The sequence below is a fragment of the Streptomyces avermitilis MA-4680 = NBRC 14893 genome (genome assembly GCF_000009765.2).
Lineage (GTDB): Bacteria > Actinomycetota > Actinomycetes > Streptomycetales > Streptomycetaceae > Streptomyces > Streptomyces avermitilis.
In genome coordinates, this window is the sequence record NC_003155.5 from 7,471,171 (window position 1) to 7,497,109 (window position 25,939).

The 25,939-nt window shown below is 70.6% G+C and carries 20 protein-coding genes and 1 tRNA gene; 9 read left to right on the plus strand and 12 right to left on the minus strand.

Translation table 11 applies throughout. From position 1 onward, the window contains the following. Positions 1-99 precede the first annotated feature (99 nt). Positions 100-172, minus strand: a tRNA-Leu gene (locus tag SAVERM_RS32005). 101 nt (positions 173-273) lie between these two features. Here SAVERM_RS32005 and SAVERM_RS32010 point away from each other — a divergent pair. Next, positions 274-930, plus strand: coding sequence for an ANTAR domain-containing response regulator (locus SAVERM_RS32010; protein ID WP_010987620.1), 657 nt, complete (start codon positions 274-276; stop codon positions 928-930). 103 nt (positions 931-1,033) lie between these two features. Here SAVERM_RS32010 and SAVERM_RS32015 read toward each other — a convergent pair whose 3' ends face one another. From SAVERM_RS32015 to SAVERM_RS32045, 7 genes are all read right to left on the minus strand, one after another. Continuing rightward, positions 1,034-1,750, minus strand: coding sequence for an ABC transporter ATP-binding protein (locus tag SAVERM_RS32015; protein WP_010987621.1), 717 nt, complete (start codon positions 1,748-1,750; stop codon positions 1,034-1,036). After that, positions 1,747-2,682 carry an ABC transporter ATP-binding protein gene (locus SAVERM_RS32020; RefSeq protein ID WP_062804704.1) on the minus strand — a complete coding sequence of 312 codons (936 nt, stop codon included), beginning with the start codon at positions 2,680-2,682 and terminating at the stop codon, positions 1,747-1,749. Before SAVERM_RS32020 ends, SAVERM_RS32015 begins: the two co-directional genes overlap by 4 nt. A gap of 5 nt (positions 2,683-2,687) precedes the next feature. After that, positions 2,688-4,463, minus strand: coding sequence for a branched-chain amino acid ABC transporter permease (locus tag SAVERM_RS32025; RefSeq protein ID WP_010987623.1), 1,776 nt, complete (start codon positions 4,461-4,463; stop codon positions 2,688-2,690). A gap of 5 nt (positions 4,464-4,468) precedes the next feature. Next, a complete protein-coding gene (locus tag SAVERM_RS32030; protein ID WP_010987624.1) occupies positions 4,469-5,401 on the minus strand; it encodes a branched-chain amino acid ABC transporter permease in 933 nt (310 codons plus the stop codon). A gap of 111 nt (positions 5,402-5,512) precedes the next feature. Beyond that, entirely contained in the window at positions 5,513-6,736 is a 1,224-nt protein-coding gene (locus SAVERM_RS32035; protein ID WP_037646936.1) for a branched-chain amino acid ABC transporter substrate-binding protein, read from the minus strand. A 925-nt stretch (positions 6,737-7,661) separates the two neighbouring features. Beyond that, complete coding sequence (locus tag SAVERM_RS32040; RefSeq protein WP_010987626.1) at positions 7,662-8,123, minus strand: hotdog fold thioesterase; 462 nt, start codon at positions 8,121-8,123, stop codon at positions 7,662-7,664. A gap of 66 nt (positions 8,124-8,189) precedes the next feature. Next, entirely contained in the window at positions 8,190-10,472 is a 2,283-nt protein-coding gene (locus SAVERM_RS32045) for an FdhF/YdeP family oxidoreductase (RefSeq protein ID WP_010987627.1), read from the minus strand. 155 nt (positions 10,473-10,627) lie between these two features. Between SAVERM_RS32045 and polA the strand changes: the two genes are divergently transcribed. Continuing rightward, positions 10,628-13,351, plus strand: a complete 2,724-nt coding sequence (gene polA, locus SAVERM_RS32050; protein ID WP_010987628.1) for a DNA polymerase I — start codon at positions 10,628-10,630, stop codon at positions 13,349-13,351. Positions 13,352-13,618: 267 nt separating this feature from the next. Here the strand turns inward: polA and SAVERM_RS32055 are convergent, their stop codons facing one another. Further along, positions 13,619-14,587, minus strand: a complete 969-nt coding sequence (locus SAVERM_RS32055) for a DUF4184 family protein (protein ID WP_078234558.1) — start codon at positions 14,585-14,587, stop codon at positions 13,619-13,621. A gap of 324 nt (positions 14,588-14,911) precedes the next feature. Between SAVERM_RS32055 and SAVERM_RS32060 the strand changes: the two genes are divergently transcribed. The 3 genes from SAVERM_RS32060 (at position 14,912) to pgfA (ending at position 17,915) form a co-directional block, all read left to right on the plus strand. Beyond that, positions 14,912-16,621, plus strand: a complete 1,710-nt coding sequence (locus tag SAVERM_RS32060; protein ID WP_010987630.1) for a lytic transglycosylase domain-containing protein — start codon at positions 14,912-14,914, stop codon at positions 16,619-16,621. Between the two features lie 145 nt (positions 16,622-16,766). After that, entirely contained in the window at positions 16,767-16,901 is a 135-nt protein-coding gene (locus SAVERM_RS41935) for an SPW_0924 family protein (protein WP_107083247.1), read from the plus strand. Between the two features lie 21 nt (positions 16,902-16,922). Then, positions 16,923-17,915, plus strand: a complete 993-nt coding sequence (gene pgfA, locus SAVERM_RS32065; RefSeq protein ID WP_010987631.1) for a cell envelope lipid trafficking protein PgfA — start codon at positions 16,923-16,925, stop codon at positions 17,913-17,915. Here pgfA and SAVERM_RS32070 read toward each other — a convergent pair. Together SAVERM_RS32070 and SAVERM_RS32075 are read right to left on the minus strand one after the other, a co-directional pair. Beyond that, complete coding sequence (locus SAVERM_RS32070; RefSeq protein WP_010987632.1) at positions 17,905-20,538, minus strand: ATP-dependent RNA helicase; 2,634 nt, start codon at positions 20,536-20,538, stop codon at positions 17,905-17,907. The genes pgfA and SAVERM_RS32070 overlap by 11 nt on opposite strands. Before the next feature lie 4 nt (positions 20,539-20,542). Then, positions 20,543-21,412, minus strand: coding sequence for a class I SAM-dependent methyltransferase (locus SAVERM_RS32075; RefSeq protein ID WP_010987633.1), 870 nt, complete (start codon positions 21,410-21,412; stop codon positions 20,543-20,545). Between the two features lie 316 nt (positions 21,413-21,728). Here SAVERM_RS32075 and rpsA point away from each other — a divergent pair, with 316 nt between their 5' ends. The 4 genes from rpsA (at position 21,729) to SAVERM_RS32095 (ending at position 25,601) form a co-directional block, all read left to right on the plus strand. Next, the gene (rpsA, locus tag SAVERM_RS32080) at positions 21,729-23,234 is read left to right on the plus strand and encodes a 30S ribosomal protein S1 (protein ID WP_010987634.1); all 1,506 of its coding nucleotides are present in this window, start codon (positions 21,729-21,731) and stop codon (positions 23,232-23,234) included. Between the two features lie 324 nt (positions 23,235-23,558). Next, positions 23,559-24,497, plus strand: coding sequence for a PAC2 family protein (locus tag SAVERM_RS32085; RefSeq protein ID WP_010987635.1), 939 nt, complete (start codon positions 23,559-23,561; stop codon positions 24,495-24,497). A gap of 55 nt (positions 24,498-24,552) precedes the next feature. Next, complete coding sequence (gene coaE / locus SAVERM_RS32090) at positions 24,553-25,170, plus strand: dephospho-CoA kinase (RefSeq protein WP_037646939.1); 618 nt, start codon at positions 24,553-24,555, stop codon at positions 25,168-25,170. 50 nt (positions 25,171-25,220) lie between these two features. Then, on the plus strand, positions 25,221-25,601 hold the full coding sequence (locus tag SAVERM_RS32095; RefSeq protein WP_010987637.1) for a tetratricopeptide repeat protein: 381 nt from the start codon (positions 25,221-25,223) through the stop codon (positions 25,599-25,601). 45 nt (positions 25,602-25,646) lie between these two features. On the opposite strand, the gene SAVERM_RS32100 is transcribed toward SAVERM_RS32095, so the two are convergent. Continuing rightward, the gene (locus SAVERM_RS32100; protein WP_037646803.1) at positions 25,647-25,913 is read right to left on the minus strand and encodes a DUF6343 family protein; all 267 of its coding nucleotides are present in this window, start codon (positions 25,911-25,913) and stop codon (positions 25,647-25,649) included. Positions 25,914-25,939: the final 26 nt, after the last annotated feature.

Sequence of the window (25,939 nt, forward strand, 5' to 3'; positions counted from 1 at the left end):
ACTCTGCGTCACCGGTCGTGACCTCATGCGCCAAAAAGCGGATGTTCACGAGAACGAGAACATCCGCTTCTGATTGCGACCTTGGAATCGAAGGAAAAGTGCCCCGAGTCGGATTCGAACCGACGCTGTCGGTGGTTTGAGCACCGTGTCTCTACCGCTGGACTACCGGGGCTTCCTGTAAAACAAAGGATGGCGGTCACCCGCCGTGCCCCCACCTTACCGCAGCTAGGTAGGCTCTTGGGAGCAGTACCCGCCCCTGAACGAGGAGCCCCCGTGACCGCCCCCGAGTCGCCCCAGCCCGTAGACGCGCCCGACGACGACAAGTCGCACGTGCCTCCGCTGACGACCCGTGTCGTCATCGCCGAGGACGAGGCGCTCATTCGTCTCGACCTCAAAGAGATGCTCGAGGAAGAGGGCTACACCGTCGTGGGGGAGGCGGGTGACGGCGAGCAGGCCGTGGAGCTCGCCCGCGAGCACCGCCCCGACCTCGTCATCCTCGATGTGAAGATGCCCAAGCTCGACGGCATCTCGGCCGCCGAGAAGATCGCCGAGGAGAGCATCGCGCCCGTCCTCATGCTCACCGCGTTCTCCCAGCGCGACCTGGTCGAGCGGGCGCGTGACGCCGGCGCGATGGCGTATCTGGTGAAGCCGTTCAGCAAGAGCGACGTCGTGCCGGCGATCGAGATGGCCGTGTCGCGCTTCGCGGAACTGAAGGCGCTGGAGCAGGAGATCGTCGATCTCACGCAGCGTCTGGAGACCCGGAAGCTGGTGGACCGTGCGAAGTCCGTTCTGCAGACGCAGTACGGGCTGACCGAGCCCGCCGCCTTCCGCTGGATTCAGAAGACCTCCATGGACCGTCGTATGTCCATGCAGCAGGTCGCCGAGGCGGTCATCGAGGACGCCGAGGAGAAGAAGTCCGCGAAGGGCTGAGCCCGTCCCGCAGCCGTACATCAAGGGAGGCCCGCACCCGGGAACATGGGGTGCGGGCCTCCTCGTATGCCCGTAGGGGCGGGGCGGGGCGGGCGTGCCGGGCTCAGTCCTCGCCCAGGTACGCCTTGCGCACGGACTCGTCGTGCAGCAGGTCCTGTCCGGTGCCGGAGAGGACGATGTTGCCGATCTCCATGACGTGGCCCTGGTCGGCGAGTGAGAGCGCCGCCTGGGCGTTCTGTTCGACGAGGAGGATCGTCGTGCCCTGGGACTTGAGCTCGGCGATGGTGGCCATGATCTTCTGCATCATGATGGGCGAGAGTCCCATGGAGGGCTCGTCGAGCATGAGCAGTTTGGGCTGGGACATCAGGGCCCGGCCCATGGCCAGCATCTGCTGTTCGCCGCCCGAGAGGGTTCCGGCGGCCTGCTTCCTGCGTTCCCCGAGGATGGGGAAGAGGTCGTAGGCGCGCTGGATGTCCTTCTCGATGCCGGGCTTGTCCTTGCGGAGGAACGCTCCGAGCTGGAGGTTCTCGGCGATGGTCAGGCGCGGGAAGATGTGCCGGCCCTCGGGGGAGTGGGCCAGGCCCAGGGCGACGATCTTGTGGGCGGGGACGCTGGTGAGCGGTTGGCCGTCGAAGACGATGCGGCCGCCGGTCGGCTTGAGCAGGCCGGAGAGGGTGCGCAGGGTGGTCGTCTTGCCAGCGCCGTTGGTGCCGATGAGGGTGACGACCTGGCCCGCTTCGACGCTGAAGGAGATGCCCTTGACGGCTTCGATCTTGCCGTAGGAGACCCTGAGGTCCTCGACCTCGAGCAGTGCGGTCACTGGGCGTCTCCCTTGGTGCCGGTGGTGCTGGTCGTGCCGGTGGTGCTGGTCTCGCTGGTGCTGTCGGCCGCTTCGGCCGCTTCGGCCTCCGCGGCTTCGGCGTGGGCTTCGGCGGCTTCGACCTCGGCGGCCTCGGCGTCGCCGGGGGCGCCTTCGAAGGGTTCGCCGAGGTAGGCGGCGATGACGCGCTCGTCGGCCTGTACGACCTCCGAGGTGCCTTCGATGAGCTTCTCGCCCTGGACGAGGACGGCGACGCGGTCGCAGAGGTTGAAGATGAAGCGCATGTCGTGCTCGATGACGAGGACGGCGATGCCCATGTCGCGGATGGCGAAGACCAGTTCCTCGGTCGCTCGCGTCTCCTGCGGGTTCATGCCGGCCGTCGGCTCGTCGAGGAGCAGCAGGCCCGGTTCGCTGGCGAGTGCGCGGGCGATCTCGAGCTTGCGCTGTTCGCCGTAGGGGAGGTTGCGGGAGAGGTGGTCGGCCTTGTGGGCGAGGCCGATGAACTCCAGCAGTTCCATGGCGCGTTCGCGGGAGGCGGTTTCGGCCTTGCGGAAGCCGGGGCCGCGCAGGAGGGCCGACCAGAGGCCTTCCTTGGTCCTGGTGTGGCGTCCTACGAGGACGTTTTCGAGGACGGTCATGTTGGCGAAGAGCCGGATGTTCTGGAACGTGCGGGCGATGCCCGCGCTTGTCACCAGGTGGGGCTTCGGCGGCAGGACCTTGCCCTTGTAGGAGACCTTGCCCTCGGTGGGGACGTAGAGGCCGGTGAGGCAGTTGAAGAAGGTGGTCTTGCCGGCGCCGTTGGGGCCGATGAGGCCGACGATTTCGCCGCTGTTGACGGTGAGGTCGACGGAGCGTACGGCGGTGAGTCCGCCGAAGCGCATGGTGACGCCGGAGGCTTCGAGGACGGTGGAGGTGGCCGTGGTGGTGGTCATGTCGGTCACGCCCCTGCCTTCGTGACGCCGACGGTGGGTTCGGTCAGGCGTTGTTCCGGTACGTCGATCTGGTCGGTCTCGTGGAATTCGAGCTGGCGGCGGCGGTTGGCGATGATGCCTTCGGGGCGGAAGCGCATGAGGAGGACGAGCGCGATGCCGAAGGCGAGGAGCTGGTACTCCTTCAGGAAGGAGAGCTTCTCGGGGATGAGGTAGAGCAGGGTGGCGCCGAGGATGGGGCCGTTGACGGTGCCCATGCCGCCGAGGACGACCGCGGCGAGCAGGAAGGCGGAGTTCGGGGGCACGGAGCCGGCGAACTGGTACGGCGCCGGGTTGACGCTGTAGCCGACGTGGGCGCTGACCGTACCGGCGAGGCCGGCGAGGGAGGCGCCGAGGGCGAAGGCGATGAGTTTGACGCGGAAGCCGTTGATGCCCATGGCGGTGGCGGCGGTCTCGTCCTCGCGGATGGCGATCCAGGAGCGGCCGATGCGGGAGTCCGAGGCCCTGGTGAAGACCAGCACCACGAGTGCGGTGATGATCAGCATCAGGAAGAAGTAGTTCGCGAAGCGGCCCACGGTGAAGGAGCCGACGTCGTGGGAGATCCCGAGGTTGAATCCGAAGATTTCGAGGTCGGGGATCCGGGAGATGCCGTTGGGGCCGTTGGTGAGGTTGGGTCCGGAGGAGCCGTCGAGGCTGTTGACGGCGATGCGGAAGATCTCACCGAAGCCGAGGGTGACGATGGCGAGGTAGTCGCCGCGCAGCCGGAGCGTCGGGGCGCCGATGAGGACGCCGAAGACGAGTGAGGCTCCCATGCCGGTCAGTGCCGCTGCCCAGAAGGGGAACTGGACGCCGGCGAAGCGGGAGAACTCGGAGCCGGAGACGAGGGCGGCGGCGTAGGCGCCGACGCCGAGGAAGGCGACGTATCCGAGGTCGAGGAGTCCGGTGAGGCCGACGACGATGTTGAGGCCGAGGGCGACGGTTCCGACGATCAGGATGTTCACGCCGAGGTTGGCGTTGTGGTCGTCGCTCTGGGTGAAGGGGAAGATCGCGGCGGCGAGGAAGGCCAGGGTGGTGGCGAATCCTTTGTGCTGGGCGTTGATCGTGGAGAACCGGTCGAGGAGGCCGGCGGCGAAGAGTGCCCAGGCGCCGAAGACGACGAGGAAGAGGAAGCCGATGAAGGTTTCGCTCTCGTCGTCGTTCACGCCGATGCCGTAGGTGAAGACGATCAGGGCGAGGAGGGTGGCGAGGGTGATGACGAGGCGCTGGACCCAGGGGGCGAGTTCGCCGGCGGGCGGGATGTTCTCCGCCTTGGCGAGGTAGTCGCGCCAGGTGCCGCCCGGGGTGGGGAGGGCGAGGGCGCCGAGGAGGGCGATGAGGGAGGCGGCCATGGCGACGTAGGCGCCGGGGTCGAGGTTGGCGAGGCCGCCGAGGTCGACCGCGATGGCGATGCCGGTGTACCAGCAGACGGTGAAGGCGGAGGCCGCGGCGAGGGCGATGGGGGAGGCGGCGTTCGCGGGGTTGGCCCAGCGCAGGGCGGGGATGTCCCAGCGGGTGAGGCCGAGGAGGAGGGTGATGACGGCGCCGACGATGGCGAGGGTCTGGAGGCCCGCGGGGTAGCCGTAGACGGTGAGGTCACCGGGGAAGGCGGCGGTCCAGGTCCAGGACATGAAGGCGCTGGCGATGGTGGCGAGGGCGCCGATGACGATGAGGAGGCGGGCGGCGGCCTGGGGGAGCGGGATGAGGCCGGCCGCGGTCTTCTCGGTGCTGGTGGCGGGGGTGGTCATGGTGATCACGCCCTGTCCGCGACGCGTTCGCCGAGGAGGCCTTGTGGCCGCAGCAGCAGTACGAGGATGAGGAGGACGAAGGCCCAGACGGGGGCCCAGCTGCCGCCGCCGAGCTGCTGCATGCCGGGGATGCCGTCGATGTAGGCGGTGGCGAGGGTTTCGGCGACGCCGAGGACGACTCCGCCGAGCATGGCGCCGTAGATGTTGCCGATGCCGCCGAGGACGGCCGCGGTGAAGGCCTTGAGGCCCATCTGGAAGCCCATGTCGTACTTGATCTGGCCGTAGCGCAGGCCGTAGGCGACGGCGGCGACCGCGGCGAAGAGTCCGCCGATGGCGAAGGCGATGACGATGATGCGGTTGGTGTCGATGCCCATGAGCTGGGCGGTGTCCGGGTCCTGGGCGGTGGCCTGCATGGCGCGGCCGGTGCGGGAGAGGCGGACGAAGAAGCCGAGAGCGGCCATACAGATGGGGGCGGCGATGATGATGAAGAGCTGGCCGCTCTGGATGTGGACGGAGCCGATGTTGAAGGACTCGGTGCCCAGCTGGGGGAAGGTCCTGTCGGTCTTGGCGTCCGGGTAGAAGTTGAAGACCACCTGCTGGAGGCCGAGGGAGAGGCCGATGGCGGTGATGAGGGGGGCGAGGCGTGGTGCGCCGCGCAGGGGCCGGTAGGCGAAGCGTTCCGCCCCGACGGCGATGAGTACGGCGATGAGGCCGCCTCCGATGAGCATCGCCGGGAGGGCTATCCACATGGATGTGCCGTCTGGCAGGACGTAGAAGTAGACCGTGAGTGCGCCGAAGCCTCCGGTCATGAAGATCTCGCCGTGGGCGAAGTTGATGAGCTGGACGATGCCGTACACCATCGTGTAACCGATGGCGATCAGCCCGTACATCGAGCCGAGGAACAGCCCGTTGGCCAGCTGCTGCGGCAGGGTGTGCACCGCGCGGCCTCCATGTGGGTGTGGAAGGTGAGCAGACTGAGTGGAGCGGGCCGCGCGGCTGGCGTGTGGTGGGTGCCGCGCGGCCCGGGTGGTGCTGTGGTGCCGGGTGGGTCAGCCGGCGTTGTAGGTGCCGCTCTTGACGGCCTTCCACTTGCCCTTGACGACCTGGTAGACGGTGAGCTGCTTGTTGGTGGTGTCGCCGTACTCGTCGAAGGCGACGGGGCCGGCGATGCCGTCGAACTTGGTCTTCTGGACCTCGTCGACGATCTTGGTGCGGGCGTCGGAGGGGACCTTGCCGTCCTTCACGACGTTGCCGATGGCCTTGATGATGGCGGTGGCGGCGTCGTAGGAGTAGCCACCGTAGGTGCCGTAGTCGCCGGGGTACTTCTTCGCCTTGTAGGTGGCGATGAACTCCTTGGCGGCGGGCAGGGTGGTGACGGGGACGCCGACGGAGGTGACGAGGTCGCCTTCGGAGGGCTTGCCGGCGGTCTCGATGTAGGTGTCGGAGAACATGCCGTCGCCGCCGAACAGCGGGATGTCGACGCCGCCGTCCTTGAGCTGCTTGGTGATCTTCTCGGACTCGTCGTACTGGCCGCCGTAGTAGAACAGGTCGGCGCCGGAGTTCTTGACCTTGGTGACGAGCGAGGAGAAGTCGGTGTCGCCGACGCTGATGTGGTCCTCGGCGGTGACCTTGCCGCCCGCCTTTTTGAAGTTCTGCTTGAAGAGCTTGGCGAGGCCGGCGCCGTAGGTCTGCTTGTCGTCGACGATGAAGACCTTGCGCTTCTTCAGGGTGTTGTAGGCGTAGTCGGCCGCGAAGCCGCCCTGGAGGGCGTCGGTGGTGGCGGTGCGGAAGTACGTCTTGTAAGGACGTTCCTTCTTGCTCTGCCAGTTCTTGCCCTGGGTCAGCTCGGGGGCGGTGTTCGACGGGGAGATCTGGACGAGGCCGGCCGTGTCGAAGACCTGCTGCATCTGGGTGGCGACACCGGAGTTCAGCGGGCCGACGACGCCGAGGACGTCCTTGTTGGCGACGAGGGCGGTGGCGTTCTGCTGGCCGCTGGCCGGGACGGCCTTGTCGTCGAGGGCCTTGACCTTGAACGTGACGCCGGGCACGAGGTTCTTCTTGTTGGCGTCGTCGACGGCGATCTGGACGCCGTACTGGATGCCGAGGCCGGTGGCGGAGTTCTGGCCGGTGAGGGGCGCGTCGACGCCGATGACCACGGTCGTCTTGCTGCCGCTGTCGCTGCCCTTGTCGTCGTCGCGCGATCCGCAAGCGGTGAGCGTGAGTGCTCCGGTGGTGAGCACGGTGGTGAGTATCAGCAAGGAACGGTGTCGCACGATCAATCCTCTCCCTGGCGCGACCCTCCTGCTGGAGGGCCGTGTGTCTCGCCGGGCCGTACTGGGGTGTTGCTGGGCCGTGCTGCAGACGCGCCCGGCGGCGCGGTGACTGGCCGTGACTATAAGCGCAGGTGGCGGCGTCGGGGAGGAGATGGGGACAGGCTGTGACGCTCTTGTTATGCCGTGGGTTGGGCTCGGGGGTGGGGGGCGGTCGGTCGGGGGCCTGGCGCGGTGCTCCCCGTGACCGCATGGTGAGAACGCCCTGTTCCGCTCAGGGGCTCCAAGTGATCTTGCGAGGGCTGGGGCGGGGCTGGGCGGGGCGTCTGAGGGAGCGTTGGCAAGGCGGCGCGACGGCCATTCCTTGTATTGCATGCAGGTTACACAGTGTTACTTCCCTGTGGGGGGCACGCGGTGTGCGGCAGCCGGGAGAGGGTGCGTGGGCGGTTGCCGCCGACGAGGAAGCTGTACGGCTGCTGTGCTTGTGGGGTGCGCAGGATCAGGTCCAGGCGGGGGATGTTGACGCCGTGGGGCAGGGCCCGGCAGTCGGGTACGGAGATGCGCGCGGCGAGGCGCCGGGGCCGGCCGGCCTTGACTGTCAGTGGCGGGGAGGGTGTCGTGCGGGTGGCGAGAGCTGGTAGGTCGGCGCGGCGGGGCGGGGGCGGCGGCCGTCGCCAGGGCGGCGGGGAGCGCCTGGAGGGCCCGGCGGTGGTGGACGGGCGGTGTGGCCCAACGGTCCGGCAGGCGGGGGGAGTTCGCCCCCGACGGCGTCGTCGGGGGCGGGGTGAGGGGCGTCGGGGCGGGTGGGAAGTCCGGTTCGACGGGCCCGAGGCCGGTCATGCTTCGTGCTGGGCCAAAGGCTCCGGTTCCGCCGGTACCCGGTCCGTCCCGTCCTTCCCCGCCCGTCCCGCCGCCCCCCGAACGGCCGCTATTTCGCGGGGAGTTCGCGCAGCAGGCAGGTCAGGCGGGCGGTGCACACGCGCTTGCCCTCCTCGTCGCTGATCACGATCTCGTACGTCGCCGTGGAGCGCCCCCGGTGCACGGGTGTGGCCACTCCGGTGACCAGCCCGGACCGTACGCCCCGGTGGTGCGTGCAGTTCAGGTCGACGCCCACGGCGAGCTTGGAGCTGCCGCCGTGGAGCATGGAGCCGACGGAGCCGAGGGTCTCGGCGAGGACGGCGGAGGCGCCGCCGTGCAGCAGCCCGTACGGCTGGGTGTTGCCCTCGACGGGCATGGTGCCGACGACCCGCTCCGCGGAGGCCTCGAGGATCCGGACGCCCATGCGTGTGCCGAGGTGTCCGGCGGAGAAGAGGGCGGGCAGGTCGACGCCGAGTGCCGCGTACTCGTCGATGACCTCTTGCGGGAACGTCGGGGTGTGCTGCTCGCCCATGGGGCCCGGCTCCGTTCGTCGTGTCGCTGTGGACCGATCTTGCTCACTGCCTGGCTGAGCAAACGCTCAGTCGGTTGTCGATTGTTCCAGACGGACGACGACGGACTTGCTGGCCGGGGTGTTGCTGGTGTCGGCGGTGGCGTCGAGCGGTACGAGGACGTTGGTCTCGGGGTAGTAGGCGGCGGCGCAGCCCCGGGCGGTGGGGTAGTGCACGACGCGGAAGCCGGGGGCGCGGCGCTCCACGCCGTCCTGCCACTCGCTGACCAGGTCGACGTACGAGCCGTCCGCGGCGCCCAGCGCCTTGGCGTCCTCGGGGTTGACGAGGACGACCCGGCGGCCGTTCTTGATGCCTCGGTAGCGGTCGTCGAGGCCGTAGATCGTGGTGTTGTACTGGTCGTGCGAGCGCAGGGTCTGGAGCAGCAGCCGGCCTTCGGGGAGCGCCGGGTACTCGACCGGTGCCGCCGTGAAGTTGGCCTTGCCGGTGGCTGTCGGGAAGCGGCGCTCGTCGCGGGGCGCGTGGGGGAGCGCGAAGCCGCCGGCGGAACCGGTCACGCGCGCGTTGAAGTCGTCGAAGCCGGGGATCACGCGCGCGATGCGGTCGCGGATCGTCGCGTAGTCATTCTCGAACTCCTCCCAGGGGGTGCGGGATTTGTCGCCGAGCACGCGGCGGGCGAGCCGGCACACGATGGCCGTCTCGGACAGCAGGTGCCCGCTCGCGGGCTCCAGACGGCCGTGTGAGGCGTGCACCATGCCCATGGAGTCCTCGACGGTCACGAACTGCTCGCCACCGGCCTGGAGGTCGCGTTCCGTACGGCCCAGGGTCGGCAGGATCAGGGCGCGCGCGCCCGTGACAGCGTGCGAGCGGTTGAGCTTGGTCGACACATGCACCGTGAGGCGGGCGCGGCGCATGGCCGCCTCGGTCACCTCGGTGTCGGGCGAGGCGGACACGAAGTTGCCGCCCATCGCGAAGAAGACCTTCGCCTCGCCGTCGCGCAGGGCGCGGATGGCCCGTACGACGTCGTAGCCGTGCTCGCGTGGCGGGGCGAAGCCGAACTCCTTCTCCAGGGCGTCCAGGAAGGCCGGGGCGGGCCGTTCGAAGATGCCCATCGTGCGGTCGCCCTGCACGTTGGAGTGGCCGCGCACGGGGCACACGCCCGCGCCCGGGCGGCCGATGTTGCCGCGCAGCAGCAGGAAGTTGACGACTTCGCGGATCGTCGGCACCGCGTGCTTGTGCTGGGTCAGGCCCATCGCCCAGCACACGATGGTGCGCTCGGAGGCGAGCACCATGCGGAGGGCTTCCTCGATCTGCTGCTGGGTGAGGCCCGTCGCGGCGAGCGTCCCGGCCCAGTCGGCGGTGCGGGCGGCCTCGGCGAACTCCTCGTATCCGTGGGTGTGTTCGTCGATGAACGCCTGGTCGGTGGCGCCGTTCGTCTCGAGGATCAGTTTGTTGAGGAGGCGGAAGAGGGCCTGGTCGCCGCCGAGGCGGATCTGCAGGAACAGGTCGGTGAGGGCGGCGCCCTTGAACATGCCCTGGGGGGTCTGCGGGTTCTTGAAGCGCCCCATGCCCGCCTCGGGCAGTGGATTGACCGTGATGATCTTCGCGCCGCCCGCCTTGGCCTTCTCCAGGGCGGAGAGCATCCGGGGGTGGTTCGTGCCGGGGTTCTGTCCGGCGACGATGATCAGGTCCGCCTTGTAGAGGTCCTCCAGCAGGACGCTGCCCTTGCCGATGCCGATCGTCTCGGTCAGCGCCGAACCCGACGACTCGTGGCACATGTTGGAACAGTCGGGCAGGTTGTTCGTGCCGAGTTCGCGGGCGAACAGCTGGTACAGGAACGCGGCCTCGTTGCTCGTGCGGCCGGAGGTGTAGAAGAGGGCCTCGTCGGGGGAGCCGAGTGCGGCGAGCTCCTCGGCGACGATGTCGAAGGCCCGCTCCCAGGGCACCGCCTCGTAGTGGTCGGCGCCCTCCGCCAGATACATGGGGTGGGTCAGGCGGCCCTGCTGGCCCAGCCAGTAGCCGCTGCGGGTGGCGAGGTCGGCCACGCTGTGGGCGGCGAAGAAGTCCGGGGTGACCCGGCGCAGGGTGGCCTCCTCGGCGACGGCCTTCGCGCCGTTCTCACAGAACTCCGCCGTGTGCCGGTGCTCCGGCTCGGGCCAGGCGCAGCCGGGGCAGTCGAAGCCGTCCTTCTGGTTGACGCGCAGCAGTGTCAGCGCGGTGCGGCGCACCCCCATCTGCTGCTGGGCGATGCGCAGGGTGTGCTTGATGGCCGGCAGCCCCGCTGCCGCCTGCTTCGGCTCGCTGACCTGCGGCGCGTCCTGAACCGGATCGCCCTTGGGCGGCTTCGTGGCCATCGAGCTGCTCTCCTTCGCGTCCACGTGTGAGGTACGTCTCCGATCCTCGCACGGGGCGGTGACAGCGCCGGGGCCCGGGCCTGGAGGGCGCTCGGGCGACCGGGGCCCGGTCCGAACGGCTCTCACTGTCAGTGGGGCGTGGCAGGATCGGGGGCGTGGCAGAAACAGCATCGAAGAAGACCGAGAAGACCTCCGGCGGCGCGCGTCCGCGGCTGATGCTCATGGACGGGCACTCGCTGGCGTACCGCGCGTTCTTCGCGCTGCCCGCGGAGAACTTCACGACCGCGACCGGCCAGCCGACGAACGCGATCTACGGCTTCGCGTCGATGCTGGCGAACACGCTGCGCGACGAGGCGCCCACGCACTTCGCGGTGGCGTTCGACGTCTCGCGCAAGACGTGGCGCTCCGAGGAGTTCACGGAGTACAAGGCGAACCGCTCCAAGACCCCGGACGAGTTCAAGGGGCAGGTCGAGCTGATCGGTGAGCTGCTCGACGCGATGCACGCGCAGCGGTTCGCGGTCGACGGCTTCGAGGCGGACGACATCATCGCCACGCTCGCCACGCAGGCCGAGGCCGAGGGCTTCGAGGTCCTCATCGTCACCGGTGACCGGGACTCCTTCCAGCTGGTCAGCGATCACACGACGGTGCTGTATCCGACGAAGGGCGTCTCGGAGCTGACCCGGTTCACCCCGGAGAAGGTCTTCGAGAAGTACGGGTTGACGCCCGCGCAGTACCCGGACTTCGCGGCGCTGCGCGGCGACCCGTCCGACAACCTGCCGGGCATCCCGGGCGTCGGCGAGAAGACCGCGGCCAAGTGGATCAACCAGTTCGGTTCGTTCGCGGAGCTGGTCGAGCGCGTCGACGAGGTCAAGGGCAAGGTCGGCCAGAACCTCCGCGACCACCTGGAGTCGGTGAAGCTGAACCGCCGGCTCACGGAGATGGTGCGGGACGTCGAGCTGCCGAAGTCGGTCGCCGCCCTGGAGCGCGCTCCGTACGACCGCACGGCCGTCGCGATGGTCCTGGACACCCTGGAGATCCGCAACCCGTCCCTGCGCGAGCGGCTGCTGGCCGTCGACCCGGGCGGGGAGGAGGCCGAGGAGGCGCCGGTCGCCGCGGGCGTCGCGGTGGACGGCGCGGTGCTGGGCGCGGGCGAGCTGAAGCCGTGGCTCGCCGAGCACGGCACGACGGTCCTGGGGCTGGCCACGGTCGACTCCTGGGCGCTCGGCGCGGGTGCGGTGGCCGAGGTCGCGCTCGCCGCGGCCGACGGGGCGGCCGCCTGGTTCGACCCGTCCCAGCTGGACGAGGCCGACGAGAACGCGTTCGCGACGTGGCTCGCCGACCCCGCGAAGCCCAAGGTGCTGCACAACGCCAAGGGTGTGATGCGGGTCTTCGCCGAGCACGGCTGGACCGTCGAGGGCGTGTCCATGGACACCGCGCTCGCCGCCTACCTGGTCAAGCCGGGCCGCCGCTCCTTCGCGCTGGACGCGCTGTCCCTGGAGTACCTCGGCCGTGAGCTGGAGCCCGCCGCGACGGCCGACGGGCAGCTGGCCTTCGGCGCGGACGAGGGGGCCGAGGCCGACGCGCTGATGGTGCAGGCGCGCGCGATCCTCGACCTGGGCGAGGCGTTCGGCGAGCGGTTGAAGGAGGTCGGCTCGGCCGACCTGCTCCGCGACATGGAGCTGCCGACGTCCGCCCTGCTGGCCCGGCTGGAGCGGCACGGCATCGCGGCGGACAAGGCCCACCTGGAGGCCATGGAGCAGATGTTCGCGGGCGCCGTGCAGCAGGCGGTGAAGGAGGCGCACGCGGCCGCGGGACACGAGTTCAACCTGGGCTCGCCCAAGCAGCTCCAGGAAGTCCTCTTCGGTGAACTGGGCCTGCCCAAGACGAAGAAGACGAAGACGGGCTACACGACGGACGCGGACGCGCTGGCGTGGCTGGCCGCCCAGACGGACAACGAACTGCCGGTGATCATGCTCCGTCACCGTGAGCAGGCGAAGCTGCGGGTGACGGTCGAGGGCCTGATCAAGACGATCGCGGCGGACGGCCGCATCCACACCACGTTCAACCAGACGGTGGCGGCGACCGGTCGGCTGTCGTCGACCGACCCGAACCTTCAGAACATCCCGGTGCGCACCGACGAGGGCCGCGCGATCCGCCGCGGCTTCGTGGTCGGCGAGGGCTTCGAGTCGCTGATGACCGCGGACTACAGCCAGATCGAGCTGCGTGTGATGGCCCACCTGTCCGAGGACGAGGGCCTGATCGAGGCGTTCACCTCCGGAGAGGACCTGCACACGACGGTCGCCTCCCAGGTGTTCGGGGTGGAGCGCTCAGCGGTGGACGCGGAGATGCGCCGCAAGATCAAGGCGATGTCGTACGGCCTCGCGTACGGCCTGTCGGCCTTCGGTCTCTCGCAGCAGCTGAACATCGATGCGGGCGAGGCGCGGGCGCTGATGGACACGTACTTCGAGCGCTTCGGAGGAGTACGCGACTATCTGCGCCGCGCGGTCGACGAGGCGCGGGCGACGGGCTACACGGAGACGCTGTTCGGCCGCCGCCGCTACCTCCCGGACCTGAACAGCGACAACCGCCAGCGCCGCGAGACGGCGGAGCGCATGGCGTTGAACGCGCCGATCCAGGGCACCGCGGCGGACATCGTCAAGATCGCCATGCTGAACGTGGACCGCGCGCTCCAGGAGGCGAACCTCAAGTCCCGCATGCTCCTCCAGGTCCACGACGAAATCGTCCTGGAGATCGCGCCGGGCGAGCGGGCGAAGACGGAGGAACTGGTCCGCCGGGAGATGGCGTCCGCCGTGCAGCTGAGGGCTCCGCTGGATGTCTCGGTGGGCGACGGCGGGGACTGGGAGTCGGCGGCGCACTAGCGGACCGGGGCGGGGTGCGCCGGGGGTGATCCGGACGGGTGTCGTCGTCCCGGTAGGTGAGCCGCCCGGGCCGCCGAGGTGTGGCCGAGGCGGCCCTGGGCCCGGCCGACGGACGTCGCCCGGTCCCAGGGCCGGCTTGTGCAGGACCCTGCGGGCGACGGTCTTTTTTCCGGGCAGTGGCCGGCAGGGCTGGACCGGTGCGCAGGCCACCTCGGGGCGGCCCGTCCCCCAGCCGCCCGCCGACGTCGGTCAGCCCGCCGGTGACGGTCAGGAGGCGGCCGGGCGGCTCGGCTCCTTGCCGGCCCCGTTCCCGGTACGCGCACCGGCACCGGCCTCGTCCCCGACGCCGGCCTCCGTCCCGGCGCCCGCTCCACCGGCCGCGGCCGGACGGCGCACCCTGATCCCCACCGCGTACAGCAGCGTCCCGAGGACCAGCCCGGCGCCCGCCCCGAAGCACAGGGTCGGGATGAGTTCCCACGGCTTCGCCGTCGCGCCCCAGTACTCCCACCACCGCGACGCCCGCTGCATCGCCGCCACCACGGCACACCCGCCGATCACCGCACCCGCGACCCACCGGTCCGAACCGGACAGCACCGGCACCCCCGCCGGCCCGCCAAAACCCGAACCCGAACCCGATCCCGAAGGTGAAGGTGAAGGTGAAGGTGAAGGCGTGGGCAACGGCACCCGCCGCAGCGCGACCACCACGAACACCGCGATCACGACCGCCGCCACCGCCGAACTGCCGTACTGGAGGAACCAGTACAGCGGAAAGCCCCCGGCCTCCTGCCCCAGCACCGGAAACAGCCGAATCCCCCACCGGTCGTGATGCGTGAACGCGTCCCACACGACATGGGTCAGCGCGCCCAGCGCCGCGGACACGTACCACCACAGCACCGCCGAGGCCCGCATCCGCGCCCGCGGCACCCCGCAGCGCAGCAGCGCCGCCACCCGCCCCTGCCGGGCCCGCGGCAGCAGCGCGACCAGCGGTTCGCGCAGCACCAGCCAGGCACCGGCCAACGCCCAGGCGACGAGCACGTCGAAGGTGAGGACACCGGTGAACGAGTGCGTGAAATCGCCGAATTCCATCGCTCCGGACAGCACACTCGCCGCGTAGTAGGTCATATCGGGAGCGAACGAGCCGGCGACGAGGACCGTGGGCACCAGTCGCCCGCGTCCGGTCCCGTCCCCGCGCACGCCGGGCAGCACGGCCGCCGCATGACTGAGAGTGAACGGCAAGTCGGCCCTCCGTGGCTGTCGTCGGCCGGACACAACCGTCCGGCGATCACAGTCGTCCAGTATGAGGGGCGCATGAAAATCGTGCGGCGAGCCACCCGGCTCCCGCATCCGACCAGCGCCGCAGTCGGCCGGCCACCGGCAATCGGGCACCAACGGGTGCCCGGGCGACACAAGTTGTCGTAGGGTCACCTGGGTCACCGTGCCGGGGAGCACGGTCGAACGCCGGTGACACCAGCGACACGGGCACGCAGCACCAGCACGTAACACCGGCATGTAACACCAGAGCGAACACGCAGGTGGTCGTCCACGGGAGGGGCTTACTCAATGGCGGCGCATTTCGGCAGCAGGCTGCGCAGGGGGGCGACAACCACCGCCGTGGCGGCGGCCGCGGTCGCGGCCCTGGCCGCGTCCCAGGCTCCTGGAGTGACCACCGACGACCAGGGCAGACAGACCACCGGCTCCGAGGCCACACCCGACGGGAACGGCGACGGCTCCGCCACGGGCAACGGCCGCTACTACACCGACCTCCCGCCGCTCGACAGCCCCACCGCCTCGCCCAGCCCGGGCACCGGCTCCACGACCCCCGCCGGCACCGCGGAGGCGGGCATACCCGCCACCGTCCTCGACGCCTACAAGAAGGCCGAGACGGCACTGCGCTCGTCCAAGCCGGGCTGCAACCTGCCGTGGCAGCTCCTCGCCGCCATCGGCAAGGTCGAGTCCGGGCAGGCCCGCGGCGGCCGCGTCGACGCGAACGGTACGACGTACTCGAAGATCCTGGGCCCCAAGCTCGACGGCAACGGCTTCGCCCTGATCGCCGACACCGACAACGGCGCGTACGACGGCGACAGCGCGTACGACCGCGCGGTCGGCCCCATGCAGTTCATCCCCTCCACCTGGGAGTGGGCGGGCCGCGACGGCAACGGCGACGGCGCGAAGAACCCCAACAACATCTACGACGCGGCCCTCGCCGCCGGTCACTACCTCTGCCGCTTCGACCGTGACCTCTCCGTCCAGTCCGAGCTGAACAAGGCCATCCTCGGCTACAACAACTCGCAGGAGTACCTGAACACCGTCCTGTCGTGGCTGGAGTACTACCGCAAGGGCACGCACGAGGTGCCGGACGGCACGGGCACGCTGCCCTCGCACAGCAACGACGACGGCCAGGGAGCGAGCCCCGCGCCCAGTCCGTCGCCGCCGAAGACGCCGAAGCCGCCGAAGACGACGAAGCCGACGAAGCCGGGCACGCCCGGCGACGGCGGTTCCACGAGCCCCAGCCCGTCGCCGCCGCCGCCCAGCACCCCCAAGCCGCCGAGCCCCACGCCTCCCACCCCCACCGACACGGTGGACCACCTGGAGGACGCGGGCACCGCCAAGCTCACCGCGACGGCGGGCGACACGTTCGACCAGAAGGTCGCCGTGCGCACCGAGACCAAGGCCGGCAAGGCCGTCGCGAAGGTGCGGGTGCGATTCACCATCGTCGGCGACACGGACGCCACGTTCACCGGCGGCGAGACCGTGGCCACGATCGTCACCAACAGCGCCGGCAAGGCCACCGCGCCCGCGCTGGTGGCAGGACAGAAGACCGGCGACTTCACGGTCCGCGCCACCGTCGTGGGCCGCTCCGTCGCGGGCCTCGACTACACGGCGACCGTCACCGAACCCCAGGCCGACGCCCTCGCCCGCACCAGCGCCACCGAGCTGACCTGTGTGCCCGGCGGCGAGTTCGCGGACCAGGTCGAGGTGAAGGCCACGTACAAGAACGCCGTCGCGGACGGTGTCGCCGCCACCGCGACGATCGTCAAGTCGGCCGACGACGCGACCGAGAACGACAAGGGCCCGTCCTTCAAGGACGCGGACGGCAAGACCGTACGCACCCTCAAGGACCTCAAGACGGACGCGAACGGCCTGCTGAAGCTTCCGAAGCTGTACGCGGACGACACCGTCGGCACGTTCCTGCTCCGCATCGACACCACGGGCGGCGCGACCCTCACGGTCGAGCTGAAGGTGGCCGCGGCCACCACCACGACGCCCTAGCCCGCGTAACCCCCAAGCGCGCCCCTCCGCTTCCCGCGGAGGGGCGCCCTTGTTGTGTGTGCAACGTGTTCTCATCTCACCCCGCCGTTGCTACGGTGCCGGACCTGACGACGCATCAGCTCCAGGATTCCCGGGGAGGCCCCGTATGCGTGCCCTCATCGCCGCCGCGATCGGTCTCGCCCTGGCGCTCGGGCTGATGTTGGTCGTCACGGTCATGGGCCCACCACCCGGCGAGACGTCGCCGAAGCCCTTGCTCACCACCGTCCCCAAGCACCCGTAACCAGCCGGGAGGGCCGCCCAGATGCGCCGCAAGGCCAGCCTGATCCTGCTCGCCCTGGCCGTGTTCTGCACGGCTCTGTCCCCGCTGGTGCGCTGGTACGCCTTCCCGCGCCTGGCCAAGATCCCCGCGAACCAGTACCAGGACATGGTCCTGGAGGCGAAGAACGCCACCCTCCTCGACTACGGCACCATGAAGGCGAAGACGGTCCCCAAGGTCACCGTCGTGCAGACCCTCAGGGGCAACGTGGAGGCCTCACAGAAGATCGAGAAGACCGCCGGCAAGGACGTGGTCGTCTGGGACGGCCTCTCCTACGTCCAGGGACCGGACGGCAAAATGGTCTCCCGGATCCCCGAGCGCTACATCTTCGACGCACACACCCAGGAACCCGTCCACGCCACCGGCGAGATGGTCGACGGCGACCCGGTCACCCGCGCGGGCCTCGAGTTCAAGTGGCCGTTCCTCACGGAGAGGCGGGACTACGAGTACTTCGACGCCCAGGCGCGCACCACGGCCCCCATCCACTACAAGGGCACGCAGGACTTCCGCGGTGTGCGGGTCTACTACTTCGAGCAGACCGTCCCCTGGACCAAGGTCCCCTTCCCCAAGGCCATGCCCGTCAAGGGCGTCACCCCCCGGTCGCTCGCGAAGACGGGCACGACGCGCTGGTACACCACGGTCCGGAAGTTCTGGGTCGAACCGGTGACCGGAGCACCGGTCTACGGCGAGGAGATCCACAAGGAGGAGCTGCGCGGCGGCACGCTCCTCGGCGGCCGCGACAAGGTCACGGCCTTCGCCGGCCACGTCAAGATGCGCGAGGACTACATCAGGTCGACGGTCGCCCTGGTCAAGTCCAACCGCACCGTGGTCCTGCTGATGACCTCGTACCTGCCATGGGGCCTCCTGCTGCTGGGCCTGCTCCTGCTGACCCTGTCCCTGTGGCTGGAGGCCCGCGGCCGCCGGCCGGCGGACCCGGCCCCCACCGAGGCCTCGGCGCCGGAACCGGTCAGCGCCTGAGCCGCGCGTTCGTGTACCGGGTCGGCTCGGCCGTGGCCGGGTCCTCGGGCCACGGGTGCTTGGGGTAGCGGCCGCGCAGCTCGGCCCGTACCGCCTTGTAGCCGTCCCGCCAGAACGAGGCGAGGTCGGCCGTGACGGCGGCCGGCCGGCCGGCGGGCGACAGCAGATGGACGAGCACCGGTACTCCGGCGACCCTCGGGGACTCGTGGCGGCCGAACATCTCCTGGAGCTTCACGGCGAGCACGGGCTGCTCCGGGTTGCCGTAGTCGATCCGGATCCTGGACCCGCTGGGCACCTCGATCCGCTCGGGAGCGAGTTCGTCGAGCCGGGCCGCGTCCCCGGTCGCCCACGGCAGCAGCCGGGCCAGTGCCTGCCCGGCGTCGATCCGCGCCAGATCGGCCCGCCGCCGGGCACGGCTCAGCTCCGGCTCCAGCCACTCGTCCACGCGCGCGTGGAGCGCGTCGTCGGACACGTCGGGCCAGGGGGCGCCGACGTGCAGGTGCAGAAAGGCGAGCCGCCGCCGCAGCACCTCGGCGTCAGCGGACCACCGCACCAGGCCGAGCCCTTCCTCCCGCAGCCCTTCGAGGAGCGCGTCCCGTACGAGACCGGGGTCGGCGTCACGCAGCGGCCGCACCGCCAACTCCACGGCCCCCAGTCGCTCGACCCGCCGCGCGACGACATCCCCGTCGGCCCAGTGGACCTCGGCGCCCGCGGAACGCAGGGGCGCCGCGGCCCGCCGCGCCGTGTCCTCGTCGACCACGGCGGCGAGCCGCACGCGCGCGTGCCCCGCGCCGACGGGACGGTCGGCGACCGCCACGGCGAGCCAGGGGGCGCCGCGCAGCGCGGAGCCGTCGCCGATGTCGGCGCGGGTCCCGCTGACCATGAGGCAGGAGCCGCCCTGTGCCCGCGCGAGCCGCTCCGGGAAGGCGAGGGCGGCCACGAGCCCGGCGATCCGATCGTCCCCCGAGCCCGCTCGCCCGGCCGCCCCGGATCCGGTGGGCTCGGACCCGGTGGGGCCGGGCGCCGAGCCCTGCCCACCCGTCCCGGCCGGAGCCCCGGCGTCCCGCTCTCGCGGAGCGGAGTCACGGTCACGGGCGGGCGGGCGCGCACGATCTGTCGCCCCGGCCCGCAGCCGCCGCGCCTCCGCACGCCAGCGCCCCGCGTACGCGTCGCCCCCACGCCGGGCAGCCCGCCAGGCCGCCGCCAGGTCGTCGCCGTACTCCCGCGGCGGCTCCTCGCTCAGCAGCGCGACCACCTCCGCGGCCCGGTCCGCGCCGACCTCCGGCGCCGCGTCCAGCAGAGCCCGCGCCAGTCGCGGGTGCAGGCCGAGCCGGGACATGCGCACCCCTCGCTCCGTGGCCCGCCCCGCGGAATCCACCGCACCGATCGCGGCGAGAACGGACCGCGCCGCCGCCATCGCCCCGCCCGGCGGCGCGTCCAGCAGGGCGAGCCCGGACGCCTCCGGATCGCCCCAGCACGCCGCCTGCAACGCGAACGCCGTCAGGTCGGCCACCTTGATCTCGGGGGAGGGGAAGCGCGGCAGACGGGCGTCCTCCGCCTCCGCCCAGCAGCGGTACACCGTCCCCGGCGCCTCGCGCCCGGCCCGGCCCGCCCGCTGCCGCCCCGCCGCCTGCGAGGCCCGTACCGTCGTCAGGGCGCTCAGCCCGCGCGCGTGATCCACACGTGGCTCCCGCGCCAGTCCGCAGTCCACGACGACCCGCACACCCGGCACCGTCAGCGAGGACTCGGCCACGGACGTCGCGAGGACCACCCGGCGCCCCGCACCGGGAGACAGCACCGCGTCCTGTACCGCCGCCGGCGCCCGCCCGTGCACCTGGAGCACCTCGACCCCGTCCAGGTCCCCCAGCTGCCCCGCCACGCGCGCGATCTCCCCGACCCCGGGAAGGAAGCAGAGGACATCCCCCTCGCGTTCCGCGAGCGCCCGCCGCACCACCGATGCCACATGCGTCAGCAGTACGGGGTCCACCCGCATCCCGTGCGGCGGCCGGACGGGCCGCACCGGAGGCGTCCACACGACCTCCACCGGGTACGACACACCCGCCGCCTCGACCACCGGCGCCCCGCCGAGCAGCCGGGCCCACCCCGCGGCGTCGGTCGTCGCCGAGGCCGCCACCAGCCGCAGCTCGGGCCGCAGCGCCTCCCGCACGTCCAGGAGGAAGGCCGCCGCCGTGTCCGCGTCCAGATGACGCTCGTGGCACTCGTCGAGCACCACCACGTCGACGCCCGCCAACTCCTGATCCCGCTGAAGTCGTTGCAGCAGCACACCGGTCGTGACGACCTCCACGCGCGTGTGGCGCCCCACCACGCGCTCCCCGCGCACGGTGTAGCCGACGCTGTCGCCGGCCTTCTCGCCGAGCAGCCACGCCATCCGGCGCGCCGCGGCCCGGGCGGCGATGCGCCGCGGCTCCGCGACGACGACACGGCGTACCGGCCCCTTCGCGGCCCCCTCCCCGAGCAGACCGGCCAGGGCCAGCGGCACGAGCGTGGTCTTGCCCGTCCCGGGCGGCGCCACGAGGACCGCGGCGCCTCCCGCGTCCAGGGCGTCGTTCAGGCCGGGCAGCGCGCTGCGTACCGGCAGGTCCAGGGCGTCGTAGCGGATCACCCGCTCAGTCTCGTACGCACACGAAGATCGCCGTGCCCGGGATCAGGTTCCCGCGCAGCGGGGACCAGCCGCCCCACTCCTGGGTGTTCCAGGCGGGCCACTCCGGCTCGACCACATCGAGCAGCCGGAAGCCGCCCGCCACCACGTCGCGCACCCGGTCGCCGATCGTCCGGTGGTGCTCGACGTAGACCGCCCCGCCCTCCTCGTCCTGCTCCACGTACGGCGTGCGGTCGAAGTAGGAGGCGGAGACCGACAGGCCCTCGGGCCCGGGCTCGTCGGGGAAGGCCCAGCGGATCGGGTGCGTCACGGAGAAGACGAAGCGGCCGCCCGGGCGCAGCACCCGGTGGACCTCGCGCAGGACGCGCACCGGGTCGGCGACGAAGGGCAGCGCGCCGTACGCCGAGCAGGCGAGGTCGAAGGAAGCGTCCGCGAACGGCAGGGCGCCCGCGTCGGCCTCCACCAGAGGCACGTCCCCGCCGATGCGCAGCGCGTGCTGGAGCTGGCGGTGGGAGAGGTCCAGGGCCACCGGGCGCGCGCCCTGGCCGGCCAGCCAGCGCGAGCACTGGGCCGCGCCGGCGCCGATCTCCAGGACGTCCTTGCCCTTGAGGTCCTCCGCCGGGCCGAGCAGCTCGGCCTCCACTTCGTCGAGCCCCTCGGGGCACCACACGAACCGGTCGTCGCCGAGGAACGTGCCGTGCTCGACCTGGTAGTCGTCCGCGTTCCGGTCCCACCAGCCACGGTTGGCGCGGGAACTCTCCGTGGCGCCGGCGTCACGTCGGGTGGCTTCGGGTTCGAACGTATCGGGCTCTTGGATGATCGGCTCCCTCGTATTAGTCTGCGGGCACTTCCGTCGAACCCGTTCCGGTGGTGTCACGGAAGGGGTCCTGCGGCCCTGTGTGGCCTCGGAAGACAGTTCTTGTGCCGGGTATGCGGTGTTCTGCCCCGGGTGTGCGGCTTCGCGCATTGACCCTGCCCGGCTGCCCCCGTATGCTACAAGTTGCGCTGCGGGCCTGCGCTCCTCAGACGTAGCAGGCTGCGCTCGCATCTGTATGTATGTCCCCTCGGTTGTCGAGGCGCTCACCGGAACACTGGTGGCGCTTCCTTGGCTGTCCGGCCTTCTGCAGAGCGAAACGGGCTCCCGGCGTAAGCAGTACCTACGACTCACTGTCCGTACCGGAGCCCTTTCCCACATGACGAGCAGCACCGAGACCACCTCTACCACTCCGCAGGTAGCGGTCAACGATATCGGTAACGAGGAAGCCTTCCTCGCCGCGATCGACGAGACGATCAAGTACTTCAACGACGGCGACATCGTCGACGGCGTCATCGTGAAGGTCGACCGGGACGAGGTCCTGCTCGACATCGGTTACAAGACCGAAGGTGTCATCCCGAGCCGCGAGCTCTCGATCAAGCACGACGTCGACCCGAACGAGGTCGTCAAGGTCGGCGACGAGATCGAAGCCCTTGTTCTCCAGAAGGAGGACAAGGAAGGCCGCCTGATCCTCTCGAAGAAGCGCGCCCAGTACGAGCGCGCCTGGGGCACCATCGAGAAGATCAAGGAAGAGGACGGCATCGTCACCGGCACCGTCATCGAGGTGGTCAAGGGTGGTCTCATCCTCGACATCGGCCTCCGTGGCTTCCTGCCGGCTTCCCTCGTCGAGATGCGCCGCGTCCGCGACCTCCAGCCCTACGTGGGCAAGGAGCTCGAGGCGAAGATCATCGAGCTGGACAAGAACCGCAACAACGTGGTCCTGTCCCGCCGCGCCTGGCTCGAGCAGACCCAGTCCGAGGTTCGCCAGACGTTCCTCACGACCCTCCAGAAGGGTCAGGTCCGCTCCGGCGTCGTCTCCTCGATCGTCAACTTCGGTGCCTTCGTGGACCTGGGTGGCGTCGACGGTCTGGTCCACGTCTCCGAGCTTTCCTGGAAGCACATCGACCACCCGTCCGAGGTTGTCGAGGTCGGCCAGGAAGTCACCGTCGAGGTCCTCGACGTCGACATGGACCGCGAGCGTGTCTCCCTGTCGCTGAAGGCGACGCAGGAAGACCCGTGGCAGCAGTTCGCCCGCACGCACCAGATCGGTCAGGTCGTGCCCGGCAAGGTCACGAAGCTGGTTCCGTTCGGTGCGTTCGTCCGCGTGGACGAGGGCATCGAGGGTCTGGTCCACATCTCCGAGCTGGCCGAGCGCCACGTGGAGATCCCGGAGCAGGTCGTCCAGGTCAACGACGAGATCTTCGTCAAGGTCATCGACATCGACCTCGAGCGCCGTCGCATCAGCCTCTCGCTGAAGCAGGCCAACGAGGCCTTCGGTGGCGACCCGGCTTCGGTCGAGTTCGACCCGACCCTGTACGGCATGGCCGCGTCGTACGACGACCAGGGCAACTACATCTACCCCGAGGGCTTCGACCCCGAGACCAACGACTGGCTCGAGGGCTTCGAGTCCCAGCGTGAGGTGTGGGAGACCCAGTACGCCGAGGCGCAGCAGCGCTTCGAGCAGCACCAGGCGCAGGTCATCAAGTCCCGCGAGGCCGACGCTCAGGCCGAGGCCGAGGGTGCTGCCGCTCCCGCCGCCGGCGGTTCCGGCGCGGGTGTCTCGGGTGGTTCGTACTCCTCGGAGTCGGACGACAACTCCGGCGCCCTGGCGTCGGACGAGGCCCTGGCTGCCCTCCGCGAGAAGCTCGCCGGCGGCCAGAGCTGATCACAGCTCACCGCTAGGCAGTAGTTCGTGACTGCGGGCCCGCACCCATCTGGGTGCGGGCCCGCAGTGCGTTTTCCGAGGCCCGGGCAGCCCGGCGCGAACAGCCCTTCCGTGCCCTCGGAGCAGGCGACTTCACGCTCACCGGACACGGCGCCGCCAAGGGCCCGCCCGCGTTCCGCAGTGGATGGCCACCCTCGACCACTTCCGTGAACTCGGCGTTCCCGTCGAGGTGTTCACCAAAGAGGCGCCGGTGCGGGGCGGGAGCGGGAATGCCCGCGCCCCGGACGGCGTTGTGGCCTAGGAACACGAGGAGGAGCGGTCACTGTGCTTGATCCGCAGGGTTTGTACGCCTGGGAGCCGAAGGGCCTGGCAGTCGTCGACATGGCGCTGGCCCAGGAGTCGGCCGGTCTTGTCATGCTCTACCACTTCGACGGATACATCGACGCGGGCGAGACCGGCGACCAGATCGTCGACCGGCTTCTCGACTCGCTGCCCCACCAGGTCGTGGCCCGTTTCGACCACGACCGGCTGGTGGACTACCGTGCCCGGCGTCCGCTGCTCACCTTCAAGCGTGACCGCTGGACCGAATACGAGGAGCCCACGCTCGACGTACGGCTGGTCCAGGACACCACCGGTGCCCCCTTCCTGCTGCTGTCCGGTCCCGAGCCGGATGTCGAGTGGGAGCGCTTCGCGGCGGCCGTCCAGCAGATCGTGGAGCGGCTCGGCGTCCGCCTGTCCGTGAACTTCCACGGCATTCCGATGGGCGTCCCGCACACCCGCCCCGTCGGCCTCACCCCGCACGGCAACCGCAACGACCTGGTGCCCGGCCACCGCAGCCCCTTCGAGGAGGCGCAGGTCCCCGGCAGCGCCGAGTCCCTCGTCGAGTACCGCCTCATGGAGGCCGGACACGACGTCCTGGGAGTCGCCGCGCACGTGCCGCACTACATCGCCCGTTCTCCGTATCCGGACGCCGCGCTGACCGTCCTGGAGGCCATCACGGCCGCTACGGGACTGGTCCTGCCGGGCCTCGCGCACTCCCTGCGCACGGAGGCGCACCGCACGCAGACGGAGATCGACCGGCAGATCCAGGAGGGCGACGAGGAACTGGTCGCCCTCGTGCAGGGTCTCGAGCACCAGTACGACGCGGCGGCGGGCGCCGAGACCCGGGGGAACATGCTGGCCGAGCCCGTCGAGATCCCGTCCGCGGACGAGATCGGGCAGGAGTTCGAGCGGTTCCTGGCGGAGCGGGAAGGCGAGGGCTGAGCGAGCCTCGGGCCTGCCGAGGGGCCTGTCAGTGGCAAGCCCTAGGCTGGTGGGCATGCTGAAGGTGGGCCTGACCGGCGGTATCGGCGCCGGCAAGAGCGAGGTGTCGCGGCTGCTCGTCGAGCACGGAGCCGTGCTGATCGACGCGGACCGCATCGCGCGTGAGGTCGTCGCGCCCGGAACTCCCGGGCTCGCCGCGGTCGTCGAGGCCTTCGGGACGGACGTACTCGCGCCGGACGGCAGTCTGGACCGCCCGAAGCTGGGCTCCATCGTCTTCGCCGACCCGGACAAGCTCGCCGTGCTGAACGCGATCGTGCACCCCTTGGTGGGCGCCCGCTCCCGCGAACTGGAAACGGCCGCCGCCGCGGATGCCGTAGTGATCCACGACGTCCCGCTCCTCGCCGAGAACGGCCTCGCGCCGCTGTACGACCTCGTGGTCGTCGTCGACGCGAGCCCCGAGACCCAGCTCGACCGGCTCGTCCGGCTGCGCGGCATGACCGAGCAGGACGCACGCGCGCGCATGGCCGCCCAGGCGACGCGCGAGAAGCGCCTGGCCATCGCCGACATCGTCATGGACAACGACGTACCCCTGGAGGAGCTGGAGCGGCGCGTGGGGGACGTATGGGCAGATCTCGTGCACAGGGCGCACCAGCCAGGGGAGTCACAGGAATAGCGGTCGCCGCCGGGGGCGTTGAACCGGTGCAGTGAGGGAAGGACTCAGCCGTGCCCGAGACCAGCGGTTGGACCGGACGTACTCCGGAGACGCATGTCATCGACTTCCGCGCCGCCGAGCAGTTGCTCGCCGCGCGCGACCCGCGGGGCGCGGTGAAGCTGCTCGATCCGGTGATAGCCGCGCACCCCGAGAACACGGCCGCACGGCTGCTGCGCGCGCGTGCCTTCTTCGCCGCCGCGCAACTGCGTCCCGCCGAGCTCGAGTTCACCATCGTGCTGGAGCGCGAGCCGGACAACGCGTTCGCGCACTTCGCGCTCGCCCGCACCTATGAGCGCCAGCTGCGGCCGGATCAGGCCAAGAGGCACTTCCGCCTCGCGGCGGCGCTCGACCCGAACCCGCAGTACTTGAAGGCGGCACGCTTCGACTCGTAGGCGGCCGGGGTTCCTGGGGACTGGGGCTGTCCGGCGGGTCAGGGCCTAGGGGTGGCGGTGTTCCGGCGGTCGGTACGGTGGGACGTCGCGGCCCGGCTGCCAGTGCGGCCCCTGGTGGATGTGCCGCAGGATCATGGTCATGTCCGCGGTGACGATCAGCCACAGGACACCGCAGGCGGCCGCCCATCCGGGCCTCCCGGCGAGGGCGAACGCGGCCGTTCCGGCGATCGCCCAGATCAGGCCCCACACGCTCAGCCAGAAGCGCAGCCGCAGGGCACTGCGCGCTGTCGTCGGTTCACTGCCTGTACGCATCGGGACCACCGCTCCTCCTACGAAAA